General features: G+C 32.5%; 11 protein-coding genes. 2 read left to right on the forward strand and 9 right to left on the reverse strand.

The genetic code is table 11. The features are described from left to right. Window positions 1–6: 6 nt before the first annotated feature. The 4 genes from ACGK9U_RS09075 to ACGK9U_RS09090 all read right to left on the reverse strand — a co-directional run bounded on the left by ACGK9U_RS09075 (window position 7) and on the right by ACGK9U_RS09090 (window position 12,860). The gene (locus ACGK9U_RS09075; protein WP_394466056.1) at window positions 7–2,388 is read right to left on the reverse strand and encodes a glycoside hydrolase family 2 TIM barrel-domain containing protein; all 2,382 of its coding nucleotides are present in this window, start codon (window positions 2,386–2,388) and stop codon (window positions 7–9) included. Between the two features lie 310 nt (window positions 2,389–2,698). After that, entirely contained in the window at window positions 2,699–4,795 is a 2,097-nt protein-coding gene (locus ACGK9U_RS09080) for a RagB/SusD family nutrient uptake outer membrane protein (RefSeq protein ID WP_394466057.1), read from the reverse strand. A gap of 45 nt (window positions 4,796–4,840) precedes the next feature. Further along, window positions 4,841–7,993 carry a SusC/RagA family TonB-linked outer membrane protein gene (locus ACGK9U_RS09085; RefSeq protein WP_394466058.1) on the reverse strand — a complete coding sequence of 1,051 codons (3,153 nt, stop codon included), beginning with the start codon at window positions 7,991–7,993 and terminating at the stop codon, window positions 4,841–4,843. Window positions 7,994–8,522: 529 nt separating this feature from the next. Continuing rightward, window positions 8,523–12,860 (reverse strand): two-component regulator propeller domain-containing protein, encoded by a 4,338-nt coding sequence (locus ACGK9U_RS09090; RefSeq protein WP_394466059.1) that lies wholly within the window; start codon window positions 12,858–12,860, stop codon window positions 8,523–8,525. A 492-nt stretch (window positions 12,861–13,352) separates the two neighbouring features. Between ACGK9U_RS09090 and ACGK9U_RS09095 the strand changes: the two genes are divergently transcribed. Both ACGK9U_RS09095 and ACGK9U_RS09100 read left to right on the forward strand, forming a co-directional pair. After that, on the forward strand, window positions 13,353–14,396 hold the full coding sequence (locus ACGK9U_RS09095) for a GntR family transcriptional regulator (protein ID WP_394466060.1): 1,044 nt from the start codon (window positions 13,353–13,355) through the stop codon (window positions 14,394–14,396). A 204-nt stretch (window positions 14,397–14,600) separates the two neighbouring features. Then, window positions 14,601–15,644: a T9SS type A sorting domain-containing protein gene (locus tag ACGK9U_RS09100; RefSeq protein ID WP_394466061.1), complete on the forward strand. Its 1,044-nt coding sequence runs from the start codon at window positions 14,601–14,603 to the stop codon at window positions 15,642–15,644. Window positions 15,645–15,762: 118 nt separating this feature from the next. On the opposite strand, the gene ACGK9U_RS09105 is transcribed toward ACGK9U_RS09100, so the two are convergent. The 5 genes from ACGK9U_RS09105 to ACGK9U_RS09125 are packed head-to-tail and all read right to left on the reverse strand — an operon-like array spanning window position 15,763 to window position 19,632. Next, window positions 15,763–16,560, reverse strand: coding sequence for a DUF4138 domain-containing protein (locus ACGK9U_RS09105; protein ID WP_394466062.1), 798 nt, complete (start codon window positions 16,558–16,560; stop codon window positions 15,763–15,765). 19 nt (window positions 16,561–16,579) lie between these two features. Beyond that, the gene (gene traM, locus ACGK9U_RS09110) at window positions 16,580–17,497 is read right to left on the reverse strand and encodes a conjugative transposon protein TraM (RefSeq protein WP_394466063.1); all 918 of its coding nucleotides are present in this window, start codon (window positions 17,495–17,497) and stop codon (window positions 16,580–16,582) included. Window positions 17,498–17,535: 38 nt separating this feature from the next. Further along, window positions 17,536–18,156, reverse strand: coding sequence for a conjugal transfer protein TraK (locus ACGK9U_RS09115; protein ID WP_394466064.1), 621 nt, complete (start codon window positions 18,154–18,156; stop codon window positions 17,536–17,538). 58 nt (window positions 18,157–18,214) lie between these two features. Then, a complete protein-coding gene (locus ACGK9U_RS09120; protein ID WP_394466065.1) occupies window positions 18,215–19,060 on the reverse strand; it encodes a hypothetical protein in 846 nt (281 codons plus the stop codon). Window positions 19,061–19,062: 2 nt separating this feature from the next. After that, on the reverse strand, window positions 19,063–19,632 hold the full coding sequence (locus ACGK9U_RS09125) for a conjugal transfer protein (RefSeq protein ID WP_394466159.1): 570 nt from the start codon (window positions 19,630–19,632) through the stop codon (window positions 19,063–19,065). Window positions 19,633–19,707 lie beyond the last annotated feature (75 nt).

Here is a 19,707-nt window from a genome sequence, read left to right on the forward strand (position 1 = left end):
GTTAACCTATTTAACATGTAACGTTGCTGAAGCTGCTTTTAGCCCGGGAGTAGATACCTTAATTTTTACTTTTCCAGCGGTTTGCCCTGCTCGTAAAATTGCCATGGCAAAACCATAGTGTAGATCCTTCTTATTACCATCAAATAAATCATTGCTGGAATGATTACCATTGTCAACAGCAATAATATGTACTGGACCACTAACATCAAAAGTAACTTCACCTGTTGCCGTAGGCACTTTTCTCCCTTTACTGTCAATGGCATAAACTTTTACATATTGAAGTTCCATGCCATCTGCATTCCAATCTTCATTTTCATATTCTATTTTTAATGCCACTGCATTTCCAGTTGTTTCCAATTCGTGTTCAGCTACAACTTTTCCATTATTTCTGGCAACAGCTTTGATTGAACCCGATTCATACGGAACATCTTTCCAATAAATAGTATTTCTTTTAGATACATCAGGAGAGTTTTTTTGAACTCCAATAGATTTTCCATTCACAAATAACTCTACTTCCTCTGTATTTGTGTAAGTATATAAATTATACTTTTCACCTTGTTGTCTGTTCCAATGCGAAGAAATTACTTTCTGCCCTACTAGCACATCGTTCCACATTTTCTTTTCTCCTTCACTATCAACAACACCAATATGTACTAATGGCTCATCATTAAAGATGCTTTTAGTTAACCAAGCTTGAGGAAAAGGTTCCATAGCATGGTTAAAAAATGAATAATTCCATCCTTTTCTAGGCCATCCTTGAGATTCACCCCAATACTCAATGGCTCCCCAATACGCCAATCCAATCATTTTATCTCTATCCATACCAAAGTAAGGTGCAGCCAACTCGTTTGTGACAGCTTCACTTTGATAAATAATAAGGTTGGGATCATGTTTTAAGTACTCCTGGTAATCATCCCACTCATAATTATAACTAGCAATATCGGTAACCGTTGAAAGTTCAGGAGGAACTATATTTTCTATATCATTAAAACCTGGATCATGTCTTTTAATACCCTTTGCACGTGCAGGATACATAGCCACAGTAGTTTTACGGGTAGGATCATAACGTTTGGCTACGACGTCCATAATTCGGTAAGTAGTTACGCCCCAATCTGTTGTCGGCCAATTCCATCTTTCTTCTTGAAATTGCAATTCATTACCAAAACTCCACATAATTACCGAAGGATGATTTCTATCACGTTTTACCCACTCTTTAATATTATCATACCAGATATCGTTCCATGGAGCACTTCCTGCCCAGGCAGCTATACTTCCCCACTTATCGTACAACTCATCTACTATTAAAATACCCTTTTCATCAGCAAGTTTAAAAAATGATTCCGAGTAAGGGTTGTGAGACGTTCTAATATGATTAAAACCAAATGCTTTTAATTTGTCCATCATTCTTTCGATAGATGTTTCATAAGCTGCAGCTCCAACTGCTCCTAAGTCATGATGATTGGCTACACCTTTTAGAAAAATTTTCTTCCCATTAAGCTTCAAACCAAATTCTTTAGAAAATTCGATAGTACGTATTCCAAATTTTTCGGTGAGTTTATCAATTACTTCACCATTTAGCACCAATTCAACTTCGGCAGAATACAAATTGGGCGTTTCGCAAGACCATAGTTGAGGATTAGCTATATTAATTTTTGGCAATGGCACTTCCACTTCCAATAGTCTAGTTTTTTGAGGTGCAAAAATTTTAGTCTCAGCGACTTGTTTACCTTCTGGAGAAAATATTTTTGCAATTATCTCAACATCCAATTCCTTATCCTTAATCCCTGCTACTTCAACCTGTACACTAACTTCAGCATTCTGATCAGTAATCTTTGGCGTAGTAATAAAAACACCGTGACGTGCGATGGAAATTGAGTCTTTTATTACCAAATGCACATCGCGAAATATTCCTCCACCAGTGTACCAACGAGAATTACCTTCAGTGGTAGAACGAACTGCAACCACATTGGCTGTGTCATATCTAATAATATGTGATATATCAGCTTCAAAACCGAGATAACCATAAGGCATTCCTCCAATTTTCTTTCCATTCAACCAAACTTCCCCTGATAACATGATTCCTTCAAAATCAAGCAAAATTCGTTTACCTATCCAATTAGAATCAGCTTTGAATGTTTTTCGATACCACGCTTCTCCTAAAGCTTTATACCCACGCCCTCTGTTTGCTGTGCTATCCCAAGGCTGTTCTATCTGAAAATCATGTGGCAAATCTAACTTACGCCAGTCACTATCATCAAATGTAAAATTTGAAGCTTCAGAGTTTTTCCCTATTTTGAATTTCCAATCAAAATTAAAAAGTTGGTTGATCCTAACATTTTGTTCGTTGTTTTGAGCTATAAGTATTGAAGTGCAAAAAATGCAAATCATTAATGATATAATTCTCATTTTTATCATAGATTGATGTTTAATATTTTTTAGTATATCAATTAAAAAAAATCATTTTCCCTACACTTTAACGGACTAGCCTTTAATTGATATATTCCCAATATTTCTTATAGTTAATACCTTTGAAATAAATTTTATAAATATAGATTACAGGAGAAAAAGTGATAGACTGTGTATATTGTCTTTTTGTAGTGTATTTCTAAACAGTCAATTGTAAATATCATATTTATTACTCTAAAGACATTAAAGAGGAATAGTCTAAAAAATTTAGACTACTCCATCTTTTAACAACTTAATATCCTGGGTTTTGCCATGCAGCTTTTTGGCTATCAGATAAATTGGTACCATCTTCATTCAATAAACCATCAATAAATGATTGTGGTATTGGGCGAAGTTCGTGCTTGTTAGCTGTTATATTAGGTGCTGCTTCTGGATTAAAGGCTTTTGCACGTTTCACTAAAGTCCCAGTTCGAGACAAAGTTTCCCAACGCTGCCATTCTCCCAACAATTCTCTGGTACGTTCATTAAGAATAAAATTTAATGCACGATCATAATCACTTGTTGCACCAATTTTAGTTAACACCTCTTCATCTTCAGCAGGTAAGCTACTAGGAAATGACGTTAACGTTAAATTTGACGCCGCAGTAGTAACAGGAATAGTTGGATTAGACAAATAATATGTATTCATATTTAAATTTGAATTAATATAATTTGTAGCCGCACTTCCAACATTTAATGAATTATTGACAAACGCCTGAGAACCATCACTATAAAAAGACCTGTTTTCACCATTTTTCCATTGGGCACGAGCTCGTACCACATTAATATCTGTCATTGCATTACCATATTGGCCAAGACGCACATAGCACTCCGCGCGTAACAAATAAGTTTCAGATAGGCGTGCCATAGTTACATCGCGGTGAGCATCTCCTTTTTCAGCAAAACGTGATCCATCGTCTGTTTTATTAATTCCTGCAAAGAAATTACAAATTGGCTGACTCTTAAAGTTCGGAGCTACATAAGTTCCATTTTGATACAATACCGAAACATTAGGAACATACTGCCCTGTAGTGCTCGCTAAAGACCCTGAGGTTGCAGATTGACGTGAACCTATTTTCCATTCTGGGAGACGTCCATTATCATCTCTCCAATTTGGATTTTGGGTATAAGCACCAAAGTTGTACCCGTTATATGTCTGATCATCTTTTGTATTTAAAATCATCAAAATACCTGGATCTCCTGCTTTCACACCTAGATTAGCATTGGCAACATTATTAATACCATAAACGGTTTTAAATGTTTTCCACATACGAGCATCGTTAACATGATCAAAAACACTGTAACTATATTCGGTAGGTCGGCAACGTTGAAAATCCATACCTCCTATCCATACACCACGTCTAACCCAACCTGACGAAAAATTGGAAAATTGTGGAGTAAAATAGTTGTAAGTTCTGTTTCCAAAACGACCTGAAGTCGCAGCATCTGCATTATGCCCTGCTGCCATTAATATTTCATCAAGTTTTTCATTTTCATTATCTACTCCAGTCCAATTAGCGTAAAGGTCACTGTAATTACTTGTTAATGGCCCTCGGGCATTAATTGCATAAGTTGTAACATCTATTGCTTCTTGCAGATCGTTCTGTTTATATGAACTATTCCAAGAATCATTACGTTCTGAAGATCTAAACAATAAAGCTTTTGCTAAAAAATGGGCCGCAGTGGCCTTTGTCCATGTAATTCCCTTTCCATAAGTAAAAACTTCACCTTCAAAATGACTATATGCATTTCGTAAATCTGATACAACTTGCTCCCAACAATCTTCCTCACTTGCACGATTAAAATTGCGAATAACCCCTGCTGCTGGTTCCGTTTGAAGCACCACGCCTCCATATTGGGCTGTTAAGCGGTAGTAGTTATACCCACGTAAAAAATAAGCATGAGCTAAACAGCGATTACGTATTTCATCATTAGCAATTTTATTTGCATTGGCTATGATAGTATTACAAGAAGCAATACCATAATACATTTGATCCCATAAATCACTTGGAGACGTTGCGTTGTTATTTGCAGCACCAGTTGCAGGAGTGGGTTTTAGTGGACTAAAACGGTTATCGTACGTGTTCCACATTTCATTCGTTAAATCGTTTGCATTTGTAAACTCATCGGTTCCATAAAGTGTTGTGCCATAAGACCATTCAAATCCAAAATGCCAACGTATGTTACCATAAAGCGATATAGTCAAATCCTCTAAACCTTCTGGCGTTTCAAAATACTGTGTTGAATATTGTGTAGTAAGTTCTTCATCTAGAAAATCTTTAGCACATGAACTAACTGACAACCCCATGATTATCAAAAGTCCAATTCCAATACATTTAATGTTATTCATTTTCTTATATTTTTAATGTTATTGTTTAGTTTTATATAATTCGATTTACATTCCAATATTAATCCCAAAAGCAAAACTTCTGTTAAAAATCGTATTTCGAACATCAAAATCATACCAATCTACTGATTGATATATACTACCTGGGTTAATAGCTTGGGCATAAACCCTTAAATTACTAAATCCATTTTTAGAACAAAGTTCTTTAGGAAAATTATAACCCAAAGAAATATTTCTTATTTTGATAAATGAAGCCTTGGTAAATCCTAAAAGTCCAGAGTAATCATCTTGAGAACCAGATGTTGCTTGCCCAAGAATTGGTTTTTGAAATTCTGCGTTTGGATTATCTGGAGTCCAATAATCAATTTCACGTTGATTCGTATGAGCCGTTAGTGCTGCCCCTCCTAAATTTGCTACATAGCCCATTCTTGAATACATATTTACACTTAACTCCAATCCTTTATAGGCAAATGTGTTATTCCAACCCATCGTCCACTTAGGATTACTGTTACCCAATACAACACGATCCTCCTCAGTCATTACATAATCACCATCTTGGTCTTTTGGACGCACATTACCAGGTGTGAAATTTTCTCCATTAACATTCCATAAGGCCATTTCTGCTAGATCCTCAGGGGTATCTTGCCAAATCCCCTCATTGTCATATCCATATTGAACACTGATTGATTCCCCAATAAACCATTCATTGTCCACCATATCATTCTTTCCATAAGCTAATTCATCAATTTGATCCTTCTGCCATGCTGCATTTAAATTTGAATCCCATGTAAAACCAGATGCAGTTTCAATTGGTGTAACATTTAGAGTTATCTCTACTCCTTGATTACTAGTTTTACCTACGTTAGCAAAAGTGGAAGGAAAACCAGTTAAAGTGGGTATTATAACCTCCAATATTAAATCATTAGTGTAAGATTTATAGGTATCTATACTACCGCTTACTCTATTTCTAAATAATGAAAAGTCAATACCTAAATTGTATTGGGTTGTTTTTTCCCATCCAAGTTTTGAGTTTGCCATTGTTAACTGAGTTCCTGAATAATATGGCTCATTAGTTGTATATCCTATTTGGTTAGATAATCCGTTAAAGGGAAGAAAAATAGAAGTGATATCTCCTTTGGTTGCATAAGGACTTACTGAAGAGTTCCCTGTGGTCCCCATTCCTAAACGTAGCTTAAGGTTTTGAATCCAATCTACATTACCCATAAAATTCTCTTTATCTATACGCCATCCTAAAGCCGCACTAGGGAAAAAATCCCATTTATAACCTTCCGCAAGTTGAGATGCACCATCCCAACGTCCTGAAACCGTCAACAAATAGCGATCGTCAAAACCATAGTTTAATCTTGCCATATAAGAACTAAGTTGACGCTCTATAATTCCTGATGAAATTCTAGCACCACTAGCTGTATTAGCAATGTCTATATCATCAAATGCATTCCATAAATATGAATCTTTGGCTATACCATTGGCAGACATACTTGATGACTCTTGGTTCCATGATGAAGCCGTTTGAAGCAGGGTAAGACCAACATTGTGGATATCAGCAAATTTGCGTTCATATATCAACATATTATCTAAAGTCCATGAAAAATCACGATTATTACTTAAGCTTGCATAACTTGGACCTTCGCTACCATCAGAAATTATTCTATGAGCCGATGATCCATCTATATAAGCACCTCCTCTATTATGACGAAAATCCGGTCCAAAGTTTATTTTATAGCTAAGGCCTTCCAAAGGTTTAACAATATTCCCTATATCAAAGGCCGCAGAAAAACTTCCTAAAGCACGCATTGTTTGGTTTATCTGTGTACTCTTTTTCCATTCATCAATAATAGTGTAAGTTGTTGATTCCCCTCCTGGATTGATAACTAAATTGCCATCACTATCATAAGGCACTGCCATATTGTAAATGGTATTTGCCGCTCCATATATGGAACCTGAAACACTTCGTCCTCCCAACGTTGAATACCCAACATTCTGTTCGCTCCAAGAAACATTCATTGTCCCTGACAATGTAAACCAATCTGTTGGCTTTATTTCCGTGCTAAATTTTGTTGTATAGCGATCGTAAGACTGCCCCTTTTGTGTACCTTCATTATTCAAATAACCAAAAGACCCATAAGCTTTCATTTTTTCGGTACCTCCACTTGCACTTATAGAGTGCTCTGTAGTGATTGATGTTTTATTAACAAAATCTGTCCAATCTGTATTTACAACCTTAGACGGATCCCATGAGCCGTTTTCCCATCCTCGCAATACATTGTCTCTAGAGGTTTGCCCATCAAGACCACTATCAAAAATAGTTCTGTCATTTTCAAAAGTTGGAGAATCTGGATGTGCATATGTGTTAGGGTCTAAGTTATACGCGGCCCATCTACGAAACTCAATAAAGTCGGCCGCACTCATAGATGGTGACAGATTAACAATATTTGATGTTGTGACTGTTCCTGAATAATCCAAAGAGAAGCGCCCCACTTTTCCTTGCTTTGTGGTTACAATAATTACACCATTGGCACCACGTGATCCGTAAATAGCGGTGGAAGAAGCATCCTTTAGAACTTCAATGGATTCAATGTCTCTAGGATTTAATGTCTCTATTGCAGAAGAAGACAACAACGGAATTCCATCTACAACATAAAGCGGTGAGTTACCGGCCGATAATGATCTATTACCACGAATACGAACACTTCCAATATTACCTGGGCGCTCACTAGATGTAATATCTACCCCCGCTGCCTTACCCTGTAGAGCCTCAAAAACGTTATTCACAGGTCTATCCATTAATTCCTCCGAGCTAACACTCACAATAGATCCTGTTACATCAGATTTTTTCTGGGTGCCATACCCTACTACTATAACTTCGTCCAACTGCGAAGCATCTTCTTGTAAGGTTATGTTGTAATTGGATGTTGAACCTACAGTAATTTCAGTAGTTTTCATTCCTATATAAGAAATCACCAAAACATCGCCTGGTTTACCATTAATTGTAAAATTACCATCAAAATCCGTCTGCGCACCTTTTGTTGTGTTTTTAATAAGAACATTGACACCAGGAAGCGGTATCCCACTGGCATCCTTTACTTGCCCAGTTATAGACTTTTCTTGGGCATAAAATACCCCGCATAAAAGCATAAAAGCAGCAAAAGTTAAATACTTAAACGATAAAATTTGTTTCATAAAATTTAGTTTAATTTGGTTAAAAGTTTAATTGATTCACTATACGTTTAATTGATTCACTATACTATATGTTATTAATAAAACAAACTACTAAACAGAAAGGTGTTTCTATATAACATTTTATTAGAACAGATAGTAATTTTCAAATTTAGTATGCGAATTTTATACAATAGAAGTAATTTGTACTGATTTATGTCGAAAATCGTTCTAAGCACCGCAAGAAGACGGGTCTTAAAAGGTTTAATCTAAAAACGGCTCTATATTAAAAAACACAAAACCAATAATTTACATAAATACTTAAGAAGGAGTCATTAAAATTCCACGAGATTCTATAGAGAGATAATTTTAAAGTTAAGGAAATGACAGAAAAGGGTATGAAATATAATAAATAGTATTACTAAAGTATTACCTTTAATAACTTCCATTTGGATTCCACACAACCGAAAATACATACTAAATAAATATTTGGTATAGAAAAAATATTAAACTTAAATATGACGTTTATTTAATATACAGTAAATAGGAGTTGTTAAAATTTTTTATTAAGCCCCCTTTGGAAAATTTGATATTCTTTGGGTGATTTGCCATATTTTTTTTTAAATATTTTTGCAAAATAACGTCTATCATTGTATCCACAAATAATTCCTATATCCGCAATAGTATAATTTGTTTCCCTAATCAACAGTTCTGCCTTTTTTAGTTGTATTTCACTTATAAACTCATGTGGTGTTTCCCCAACTGTTTCTTTAATTTTTTTAAAAAAAACTGTTCTACTTAGGCCTAACTGAGATGCTATAAAGTCTAAAGAAAAGTTTAATTCACCCATACTATTTTCCACAATTTCTTTTACTCTTTCGACAAAAATTTTATCTGCCTCTGAGTTTGTCATAACGCTTAATGACAATTCGGGGTTTTTACTTAAATTGTTAATTATTTTTTTTCTTTGAGCAATGAGTACATCTATTTTAAATTTTAGATACGCTACATTGAATGGCTTATTAATATAATCGTCGGCACCAAGTTCAATAACCTCCATTTTTTTGTCTTCTGAAGCATTCGCTGTTAAAAGAATAATGGGAATGTGGTTAGTATTAAAATTGTCCTTTATTATTTTGATTGTCTCAACACCATCCATAACTGGCATCATCAAATCACAAATAACAATATCTGGTATTTTTTCAATACATAGGGCAACGCCTTCCTGTCCATTTTTGGCGGTAAATACATTAAATGAAGCATCGAACATTTTTTGCAGATACTTACGCAATTCATCGTTGTCTTCAATAATCAATATACTGTTAGCTTTAGCTTCGTTTTCTACTTTACCATTTTCATCCAAGCCATCTACTATTTTTAAACTATTGATATCAGGATTTACCAAAGTGTTTTCAGTTTCGGTTATCTCAACTTCCTCCAATTCATCTTTTGAAAAACCTTCTTTTGTGATAGGTAATTTTACGGTAAAGCATGTTCCTTGGTTTAACTCACTTTCAAATTCAATAGTTCCTTTATAACAATCTATAAGTTCTTTTACATATGATAATCCTAACCCGGAACTATTTTCACTTTTATTAAATCTCTCGAAAAGATGCTCTTGAACCTCATTCGAAATACCAACACCTTCATCCTTAACTTGAACTTTTATAAAAGTTTTGTTAGATTCCAAACTCAATAAAACTTCTACTTTTTTATTTTCTGGAGTAAATTTTATCGCATTTGACAAGAGGTTGTAAATTACTTTTTTTATAATTCTTATATCAACATACCCATAAATCTCTTTTTCCTCGGATTCAAAAGTTAAAATAATCCCCTTTTTTTCAGCCAATGGAATAAATTCGTTTTGAATACTTTTAATCACTTCAACAAGATTAGAACTTATTAAAAATAGTTTCATTTTTTCTTCCCTTATTTTTCTGAAATCAAGAATTTGCTCGACTAAGTTTAACAAATAGGATGTGCTTTTTTGAATTTCTTTAACTTGGTCTTTTACCTTCAATAAAGATCCTTTTTTGTCATTCATAATATCCTGAACATAACATGAGATCAAAGTTAGAGGCGTCTTAAATTCATGTGAAATATTTGTATAATAGATTAGCTTCTTTTCATTTAATTTTTCTGTATATACAACTTTTTCTTTAGCTGAAATTTGTTTTTTATACATATATAAAAAAACAAAAATAAGTGTACCTAAAAACACAGCTTCAATAAAATATCCTAAAGGAGATTTAAAAAAAGGAGGTGAAATTTTAATCTTTAAGTTTAAAGTTTTATTTAATTCTACACCGTCACTGTTTGTAGCTTTTAATGAGAAAACATAATTACCATGAGGCAAGTTTTGATAAGTAACGTTATTGCTTGCGAGCGGTGTACTCCAATTATTTTCAAAATTTTCTAATTTATAGGAATATAGAATCTTTTCCGGGTTTTTAAAATCCAACACCGAAAAATCCAATCGAATAGTATTTTGCTTATAAGACAGTTTTACTTCATCTTCATACTCTATATTTTGACTGATTAAATCCGACTTTCTCGGCATAATCTGAGTTCCGTTAACATAAAATTTAGATAAAACTAACGGATATTGCGAAGTATCTTTTTCAATAAGTTGAGGGTTAAAAGTAATAAACCCCTTGTAATTTCCAAAAAGCAAATTTCCAGAAATAAGCTTTAGCACACACCCTTCGGTAAAATAGTTTAACCCATGTTCCTTTTCAATAAAAAAGTATTCAAATTTATTATCTTTAGGGTAGTATTTATTGATACCATGATCTGTACTTATCCATATATGATTTTCATTATCCTCTTGAGCTGCTAACACTTTATTTGAAGACAAACCGTTTGAAGTATCTAAACACTTCCAACTAAATTTTCTTTTTTTTAAGTTTTCATAGTCTAGTACATTTAATCCTCCCCCCATAGTTGAAGCATAAATACTATTATCAGACGATTGAAATATATGATCTACGGAATTATAACTTAATGTATTTTTATTTTTTCTAGCGTTTATGATTGAAACAAAAGATTTCTCCTTTTTATTTAATTGATTTTCAGCTAAAAAACTTATTCCATCAGATGTTCCTATCCACAGATTGTCATCTTTATCAAAAAACAAGTAACGTACAAAATCACTAACAATTTCATCACTAAAAACTTTTATTTTTTGTTCACCAAAAGGATTACTTAACAAACTCAAACCTTCGCCATGAGATCCAATCCAATAATTATTGTATTTATCTTGTTGTATTGAATAAACAGTATTTAATGGTGGTTGTTTTAAATGTACAATATCCATATTTTGAGGATTTATGTTTAAAACATTCTTTAAAATATATACCCCATTTCCTTTTGTTCCTGCCCACAAATTGTTCTCTTTATCTAAAAACAAACAATAAATATTAATATTCTTTAATTTCTCCTTATTTTCTCCAGAAAAATCATCTGGAAACGTATAAACCAATTTGTCCTTTTTATAATGATATATCTTTCCTCCTTTACTGCCTAACCAAAGATTTCCATAGGAATCTTCCACAGCTGTTCTTATTTCATTTTCATAACTATTAATTGAATTATTAGAAGGATATTGCCAAACAAAATTTTCTTTACTTAAATTTATTTTATTAATACCTCCATACATGGTTCCTATCCAAAGATTTTTGGACGAATCTTCAAAAAGCTTCAATACTATATCAGAAGAAATTGATTGTCGCTTACCTTCTTCATATTTGTAATTTATAAATAAATCGTTATCACGATCAAATTTAAAAACACCTCTACTATGTATCCCGATCCAAAGGTTTTTATTACTATCTTCTAAAATTTGATGCTTATCTGGATCACCAGAAAATGCACCACTTGAGGCATTTAAATCATAAAATACCATTTCATTTTGTAAAACCGAATATCTAAAAACACCTCTTTTGTTCTTAAAAATAAGCCAAATGCTTTTAAATGAATCTCTAAAAAACGTATCAAAAACACCAAAGTCACGATTATCAGTAAATTCTACTTTGTTATTTTTAAAGTCATACACTAAAAATCCATTATCAGAAATCACAAGTAATGTTTTGTAATCAATTTGATTAATGCCCCAGACTGTGCTATTACGAAGTTGCTTATTTAATTCTTTAGCACTAATAAATGTTTGGGTTTTTAATGAATGCATAATAATATCTCCTAAACCCGTTCCAAACCAAACATTCTCCTCAAAATTATTAAAACTAATAAATTTAAGATTTTCATAATATTTTTTAATATAACTTCCATCCTTTTCAGGTTTAGACATTTTATATAATCCAGATTCAGTACCTATCCAAATATTCTCTTTTGAGTCTTCTTCAAGAAAACGAATTAATTTATTATTAAAACCATTTAATGTCTTACTTGAAACCGTGACTTTTATGTCCCTTTTATTTTTTAAATATTGAATTTTCGCAAACCCAGTTCGCCCCCAAACCCAAATATCACCATTTCTTAATATCTTAAAATTCGTAATTGACATTTTATTATCAAACAGTCTTTTTCTAACATCAATTACTTCATTTGTGAAAGGATTTATCCGTTGTAAATTAGAATCTTCAGACCAACTCCAAATAAAACCATAATTATCCTCTTTAATAATTGTCATTCTATTATTGGTTAAACTAGTGGAATCTTGCGGTATAGAATAATAATTTTTAAAATTGTTCCCGTCATATTTGCTTAGTCCGTTTAAAGTACCAAACCATAGATAACCTGATTGATCCTGAAGAATATCTAACACAGAATTATCAGCTAGTCCATCAGAAACATCAAGTTTTTCAATTTGAATATTCTGGGAAAACAAATTAAAAGTCAATGTAAAACAATAAACACATATTAGATATTTCATAAACTGAATTTTCTTAATTTCAATAATTTAGCGAAGACAACAATTTGTTTAACTACAAAAGTAATGTAAAATTAAATTAAGTGATTTTTATTATCATCCTGTAGACTCATGGTCTTTGTGAAAATTTTTACGTTAATCGTCCATTTTATAAAATAGCTTATTAAACAATTTTCATCCACTTTAAGTACAATTTTACCCCATTTACTAGTATAAGTAATCTATTTTTGTTGCATAGGTTGTTTTGGTTAAATTACTAAGGTAAACCCTCCAATTGATTACCTAAAATACAATAAAAACAACTTTTACGCATCAAGCCACCTCGGTAAATAAATATAAAAACTTATCATATAGTTTGTTTAGTTGTTTAAAAGCCATTTAAATTCCATTAATTTTTTTGGCTTTTTTACTTAAAATTTTCAACGAATATGAAGTTGAAATATAAATTCAAGAGTAAAATATTTCATTAAACTAAATAAAGTCAACTTTAAAAATATGCAAATTAATATTAAGGATGGCATTTCCTCTCCAATTTACTTACAAATAGTAAATGAAATTATTGAGAATACCTCTAGTGGCAAACTTAAGATGGGAGAAAAAATGCTTTCAATAAATAAGTTTAGTGAGAAGTATAAACTATCACGAGATACTGTAGAGAAAGCATATAATATATTAAAAAAGAAAAAGGTAATTATAGGTATAAAGGGGAAAGGAACCTATGTAAACAACTTAAAATTAATTGATAAGACAAATATATTGTTCTTAATTAACACTTCAAATCCATACAAGACTAAAGTATATTCCTCTTTTGTAAAATCTTTAAATGAGAACTACCAAATTAACCTTTTTATTTTCAACAACAATGAACCTTTCGTTTTTGATACTTTAATAGGTAGTCTTAATAAGTATGACTATTGTATAATAATGCCCCATTCTAAATCAACTTATACTGAAAATCTTAAATACCAGTATAGTCTAAATGATATAGTTGATAGAATTCCTAATGAAAAACTAATTATTTTAGATAATAATGATTATAAAACAGAAGATTGTTTTTTTCAAATTTACCAAGATAATATACATGATTTCTTTAACATATTAAAATTTAGCAAACTACAAATCTCAAAGTATAAAAGACTACATTTTATTGCCCAATTAGAAACTGATTATTCAAATTATACGGATTATAGTGCAATACTATTTGAATTACAAAAATACTGCTCTAACAATAATTTACATCTTAAAGTTTCTGACAATGCTTCATCAAATACAGATATTAATCTAGGGGATTTGTTCGTGATTTTTGAAGAAAACGATTTAGTTAAATTATTAAATCTAATAAAAACTAAAAAATTATCTATAGGAAAAGATATAGGCATAATATCTTATAATGACACCACCCTTAAACGTTATCTAAACATCACCGTTATTTCACCAAATTATAATAAAATGGGGGAAATGGCCGCAGAAATGATAGTTAATAAAACTAGAGGTAAATTAAAAAACCCATATACTTTCATCAATAGATACTCTTTATAAATCACAAAATCATAATTAAATAGAAGCAGCTCCTTTAAATTTACACCTAAGGATTGATTTAACATCACAAACACGAAATTCTACCATTAAAAGTACAATATTCCACAAACAAATTTTAATTGATTATTAATTTAGCAACCAAGCAATCTAGTATTGTAGAAATCGATTTTAAAACAAAACCAATTAAACTTTAATATTTACAACATGAAAACAAAATTACACAACTTTAAATTAATTATTGCAACACTACTAGTTTGCACGACTTACACATCGTATGCCCAAACAAATACTTGGACAGGAGATACAAATACAGACTTTTACAATTCATTAAATTGGAGTGATGAAACTATTGATTTTTCGGGAGATATTACTACTAAAACCTTAATTATTGGTGCAGGATCACCAAATGACCCTATTCAAGTAGGCGGTAGTAATCATACCACTAAAAGACCAGCCTTTTTAAATACCGAAACAGGTTGCAATTTAACCTTTAATGGCACGCTATATCCTGGAGACACCCAGTATTGGAGAGGAACAATAACCGTAAATGATGGTGCCGACATTAACATTAGAAACGTTATGTATTTAGGAAAAGAAGGCAGTGGAACTTTAAACATCACTGGCGGCTCATTTACTGTAAAGAATTATTCTATAATAGGAAGCGGTATTAATGGCGTTGGTGAGGTTAATCTATCTGGAGGTACATTTGCATCAACACTAGATATGCAAATAGCGAGTGATCCAGATGCCATCTCTGGAACCCTAAACATAACAGGAGGAAATGCTTCAGTTACACGTAACCTTACTATTGGAACTAATGGTCACATCTATATCACTAGTCCAGGTTCTTTAAGTATTACTGGTAATCAAACAACTCTTCTAAACGGATATATTTCAAGCGGTAAAATTGTAGCTACAGCTGGTGCTTTACAAGTTGTTTATGATGGTACAAAAACAACTGTTTCGGTTGATCCAACGACATTATCAATTGAAAAAAATGTAACATTAAAACAAGTTAAAGTATATCCAAATCCAACAAATGGCGAATTTACAATTGATTTACCAAATGCTCAAAATTTACTGTCTGTCGAATTATATAACATTAACGGAGGTTTAATTTCCTCACAAAATTACATGAACCCAACGCAAAAACTAAAATTAAATATCTCTGAGGTACCAACTGGAATATACTTTTTAAAAATCTTAACAGATACACCTCAAACATTTAAGATTGTAAAACAGAACTAATATCTTTCAAAAATGATAAAGGCTCTAAAAATAGGTTTTTTAGAGCCCTTTTTATTATTTTACAATTACTTAAACTGATAATAAAAATATTAAAGAACGTTCAAATTAAATCAATTATTTATTCATTTAATACGATTAACCCTCTATTTCCATTCAATTCCTTTAATTCTAAATGTAATTTTTCTCTCTTACTTAAGACAAATTTAGACAAGACTAATACAATTTTTTTTAACTCATTACATTCAAGAATTCTTGGCATATTATATTTATAAAAAACCTCCTGCTGAACATTTTGAGAAGAAGCTTTATGCCTCTTATTACCTTTAGCTATTGACACATTCAAGTAATCAATTTCAAAATCAATTCCCGAATTATTCACTATTTCCATAACCAAATACACTTCATCTTTGTTGTATACCATTTTTAGTAGTTTTAAAACGATGCCTTTTTGTCTTTTTGATGCAATGGAAGAACTCTTTGTTTTTAATAAATATTCTGAGAACCTTTTATAATAATGATTTTTTGGGTCTTCAATATTTACTGTATCACCCGTATTTAAAGCATCTATAGTCTTTGGTTTTTCATTACCTATACTTTCGTATTCCTGTATGAAATAATTAAGTTTAGATAAGCTCTTCGAATACTTTAATATATAGGAATAAACGTTTCCATCTCTAGTTATTGCCAATAAATTACTGGTTTCACCAGGATTTGCTTGTAACAATCCAAAGTATTGTTCCTTTTCCCTATTGTAGGTGAACGCAAAATCGTTAGTTCCTGTAATTCCCTGACGTATCGGGTTTGGAAAAAACAGGGCAACATTCATTTGGTCATTGGCGAAAATGGTATCCAAAGCTTGTTGGGCATGTATGGCCATGGACCAAACAATTAATAAATAGGTGATAGTAGTTTTCATAATTATATATTTAATTTCCCTACCGGGTTTTTAAGATTAATTGATAGTTATTTAAGACTGTTGCTTTGATGTGTCTATTATTTCGTTGGAATATTTTTTTTATACCACTAACTTGGGGCATGCCCGCAATATTGATGTCCTGAACCACATCATCAACAACTTCGCGTGTGGCATCTGCACGAAAACTATTTTCTATATAAATACCCTCGCTTCCATCCTGTAGATCAAATGCTTTGAGTTTTGTTGGCTGATGGTTGATGTTTTCTATTTCAATGATGACACGATTGGGCTGAAAGCTCACAAAGCCATATACTGGCGTATTTCTTGATATTTTAACATTGTTAATATTGGTGTCTTTCATCAATCGCATCCGTAATCTATAATTGGTCTTTATGGTTTGAGTACCATCTACAATAACAGGAATCGCCAAGTCATTACCCATAGTTTTAGGCTCTTTGGGATCTGAAGAAAAAAAGAGCTGATGCTCCAATGCCAATTCCTTCATTGAAATAGTAGGTGCTACTTCCAAGATTATGGAATCTGTTTTAAATTCGGTTACTTTTATAGGCTGTCTGGGAATTTTACTTCGGTATGTGCTTTCTGAATAACTGATACGTCCTTCGTTATAAATACTATCCACCATGCGCATCTTTTCCTTGTTCAATAAATCTGGGTCATAAATACCCGTTGAATCTAGCAGGCGCTCGTCATAAATACTTGGCGCATTGGTTTGCCTAACTTCCTTCAGGTCATTAAGCGCATCCAATTTGGAATCGTACTCCTTCTGCTCATCCTCCAATTTGGGTACTTGTATTTGGTTGCTATCCAAGGTTGGCACTTCATCAACACCAAGTACAAACATCGCATAGACTCCTATAAATACGATGATACCCACTAGCACCAATGCAAATACGATTTTTTTCTTTTCTAGTTTCATCTTAAGTTTTTTATTTATTACTCTGCTTTAATTATTTTTTATTCTTCATTTTGAATTTTTCTTAGAGCCTTTTCAAAAAAATTGGTAATCAATAAACCATGGGTGTTATTTGGAAAATGTCTATCCACATGTATCAAGTTTCCTATTGTTTGTAGTTCATATACATCTATGATGGTTCCGCGGTTCACTTCAAATATGGTCGTGGTTTCAAAACTGTAAGGCTCTTTTGTTATATCTACTTTGGATACAATAGACAACACTTTTTGTACTAATGAATACTGAAGCAACCGATTATAAACACCATCGGCTTTTTTCTGTCGGTATAATTCATCAACTGAACTATTGCCTAGCCAAAGCGCTTTTTCCAAATGCTTTTCATAATTACTTGCATCGATATGATAAAAATATTTATGGAACAGTTCTATATGAGCCAAAGCTTCTACTTCTAAATTTTCACGTTGCTTAACCTGTTTTAAAGGAATCACACTGCCATCCGTATTCACCATAAATGCAGTGTTGATGGTTTCTTTATGTAACTTTATGACCAACACCACAGACACAACACTGATTATTGTTGCACCAATGATGGCTGACAAAACAATAAAACGATTCAGTTTTAAGATGGTATAAATATTTTTATAAGGAGTTTTTGCTTCCATTTGGCTTTTAGTTTTTTGTTTTCAATCATTGGTTATTCGTGAATATATCTTAGAATCCTTAGGTACTACCTGAGAAGAGTTTGAATGTAAAAGCGGTGGCGCGTCTATATAGCTTGAATTTTAATAAAACAACAAACCCTATCGATCCTAACTGGATTACTGGTGCAAAAAATTGGCTGCCCCAATCCGTTCCAAATAAGGTGGACCAAAAATTAGTATTCACTTCGGTATAAAGGGTGTTTATAAATACATTGACCAGAAAAAACGCTGGCACCAGCATATATACGGCTGCATATAGCTTAAAGAAATTATAGGCCAACCCCCTAAACTTTTCAAAAACAGCTAGACTAATCACCAAAGGGAAAAATGCTTGCATAATGCCCAATAAAAAGTAGCGTTCTGCCAAAAACAGTGGATAAATGAATAGGTCTAATAACCACAAAAACAGTCCTATTATAAAAGCTACGACCTTCAATCCAAACAACGGCGTTACCAATGCTTCATAAAGTAATGCCATAGCTTTACTGGCGGCTTCCAAAACACTCACATCCTGTTCCAAATCTACATCTTGCATTTGCAATGGAAGGAGTGCTGGAGCCGTATCTCTGTATTGAGCTTCAATAGACACCAATATGGAATCAAATACACCCAATACTTGTGTGGAGAAAATAACCAATATAACTATTGCTAAATTTTTGGCAAGTTCTGCAGGCGTCAATCCCCATGTATAGCCATCATTATTGGCTATACCCTCATTATATTTTTTTAGAATATTGATCAGAAAGAACAGAATAGCCAAGGTTTTCATACCCGTAATCGTGTACTGCGAAAAATCACTGTTCTTAATGGTTGCAAATACTGCATCCACATATTCCAATCCTATGCCTAAAAAAACACCTGCCATGGCTAATAATTGGTTTCTCTATTATTGATTTTATCCTGCATCGTTCTAAATGAAATTATGCTTTTATATAACCGGGTCTTTTGTTCTATTTCTGCAACCATTTCTTTGGACTGCTGTTCTTTTTCTTTTAAAAACATAGCTCGCTCCGCATCCGTCATTTTTAGCGTATCACTTGACAAAATTTGTGCTATAAAATCGAGATTATCCAAAGATTGCTCTATGATGCTATTGAATGACTCTGAAATACGATCCACTTCATCTACTTTGATATAAGGAGAATTTAGAATTTCCCTTAAATCCTTTTGAACCATATTAAAAAGCTTCTGGTTATTTTTGGTCAACTCTTTGACGGCCTTGAGTTGCTTGATTACATTGTTAACTTTTTCAATGTTCTCCTTTTGCTGTTTTAAAAACTCTACGGATTTTAAAAGCTGAGTGGTTTGTTTTGCAGATTCTACAAGCGATTTTGCTAAACTTATAAAATTGGTATTGTCATAAACCGGCATCCCCTGGGCTACCATGTGACCAGATAATGATATGATTAGGATCAGTGTTATGATAAATGTTTTCATGGTGTTCTTATAATGTGCTCCTTGCGCATGTCTAAAATCCTGGAATAATCTGTAATTTGTTTTTATAATTTTCAT

The organism is Mariniflexile sp. HNIBRBA6329 (assembly GCF_043558645.1).
Lineage (GTDB): Bacteria > Bacteroidota > Bacteroidia > Flavobacteriales > Flavobacteriaceae > Mariniflexile.

Coding starts and splice junctions, on each gene's coding strand:
- ACGK9U_RS09105 (WP_394466062.1), bottom strand. CDS start 16,560: ATGAAAACTACTATCACCTATTTATTAATTGTTTGGTCCATGGCCATA.
- ACGK9U_RS09085 (WP_394466058.1), bottom strand. CDS start 7,993: ATGAAACAAATTTTATCGTTTAAGTATTTAACTTTTGCTGCTTTTATG.
- ACGK9U_RS09095 (WP_394466060.1), top strand. CDS start 13,353: ATGCAAATTAATATTAAGGATGGCATTTCCTCTCCAATTTACTTACAA.
- ACGK9U_RS09090 (WP_394466059.1), bottom strand. CDS start 12,860: ATGAAATATCTAATATGTGTTTATTGTTTTACATTGACTTTTAATTTG.
- ACGK9U_RS09120 (WP_394466065.1), bottom strand. CDS start 19,060: ATGGCAGGTGTTTTTTTAGGCATAGGATTGGAATATGTGGATGCAGTA.
- ACGK9U_RS09080 (WP_394466057.1), bottom strand. CDS start 4,795: ATGAATAACATTAAATGTATTGGAATTGGACTTTTGATAATCATGGGG.
- traM (WP_394466063.1), bottom strand. CDS start 17,497: ATGAAACTAGAAAAGAAAAAAATCGTATTTGCATTGGTGCTAGTGGGT.
- ACGK9U_RS09075 (WP_394466056.1), bottom strand. CDS start 2,388: ATGATTTGCATTTTTTGCACTTCAATACTTATAGCTCAAAACAACGAA.
- ACGK9U_RS09100 (WP_394466061.1), top strand. CDS start 14,601: ATGAAAACAAAATTACACAACTTTAAATTAATTATTGCAACACTACTA.
- ACGK9U_RS09115 (WP_394466064.1), bottom strand. CDS start 18,156: ATGGAAGCAAAAACTCCTTATAAAAATATTTATACCATCTTAAAACTG.
- ACGK9U_RS09125 (WP_394466159.1), bottom strand. CDS start 19,632: ATGAAAACATTTATCATAACACTGATCCTAATCATATCATTATCTGGT.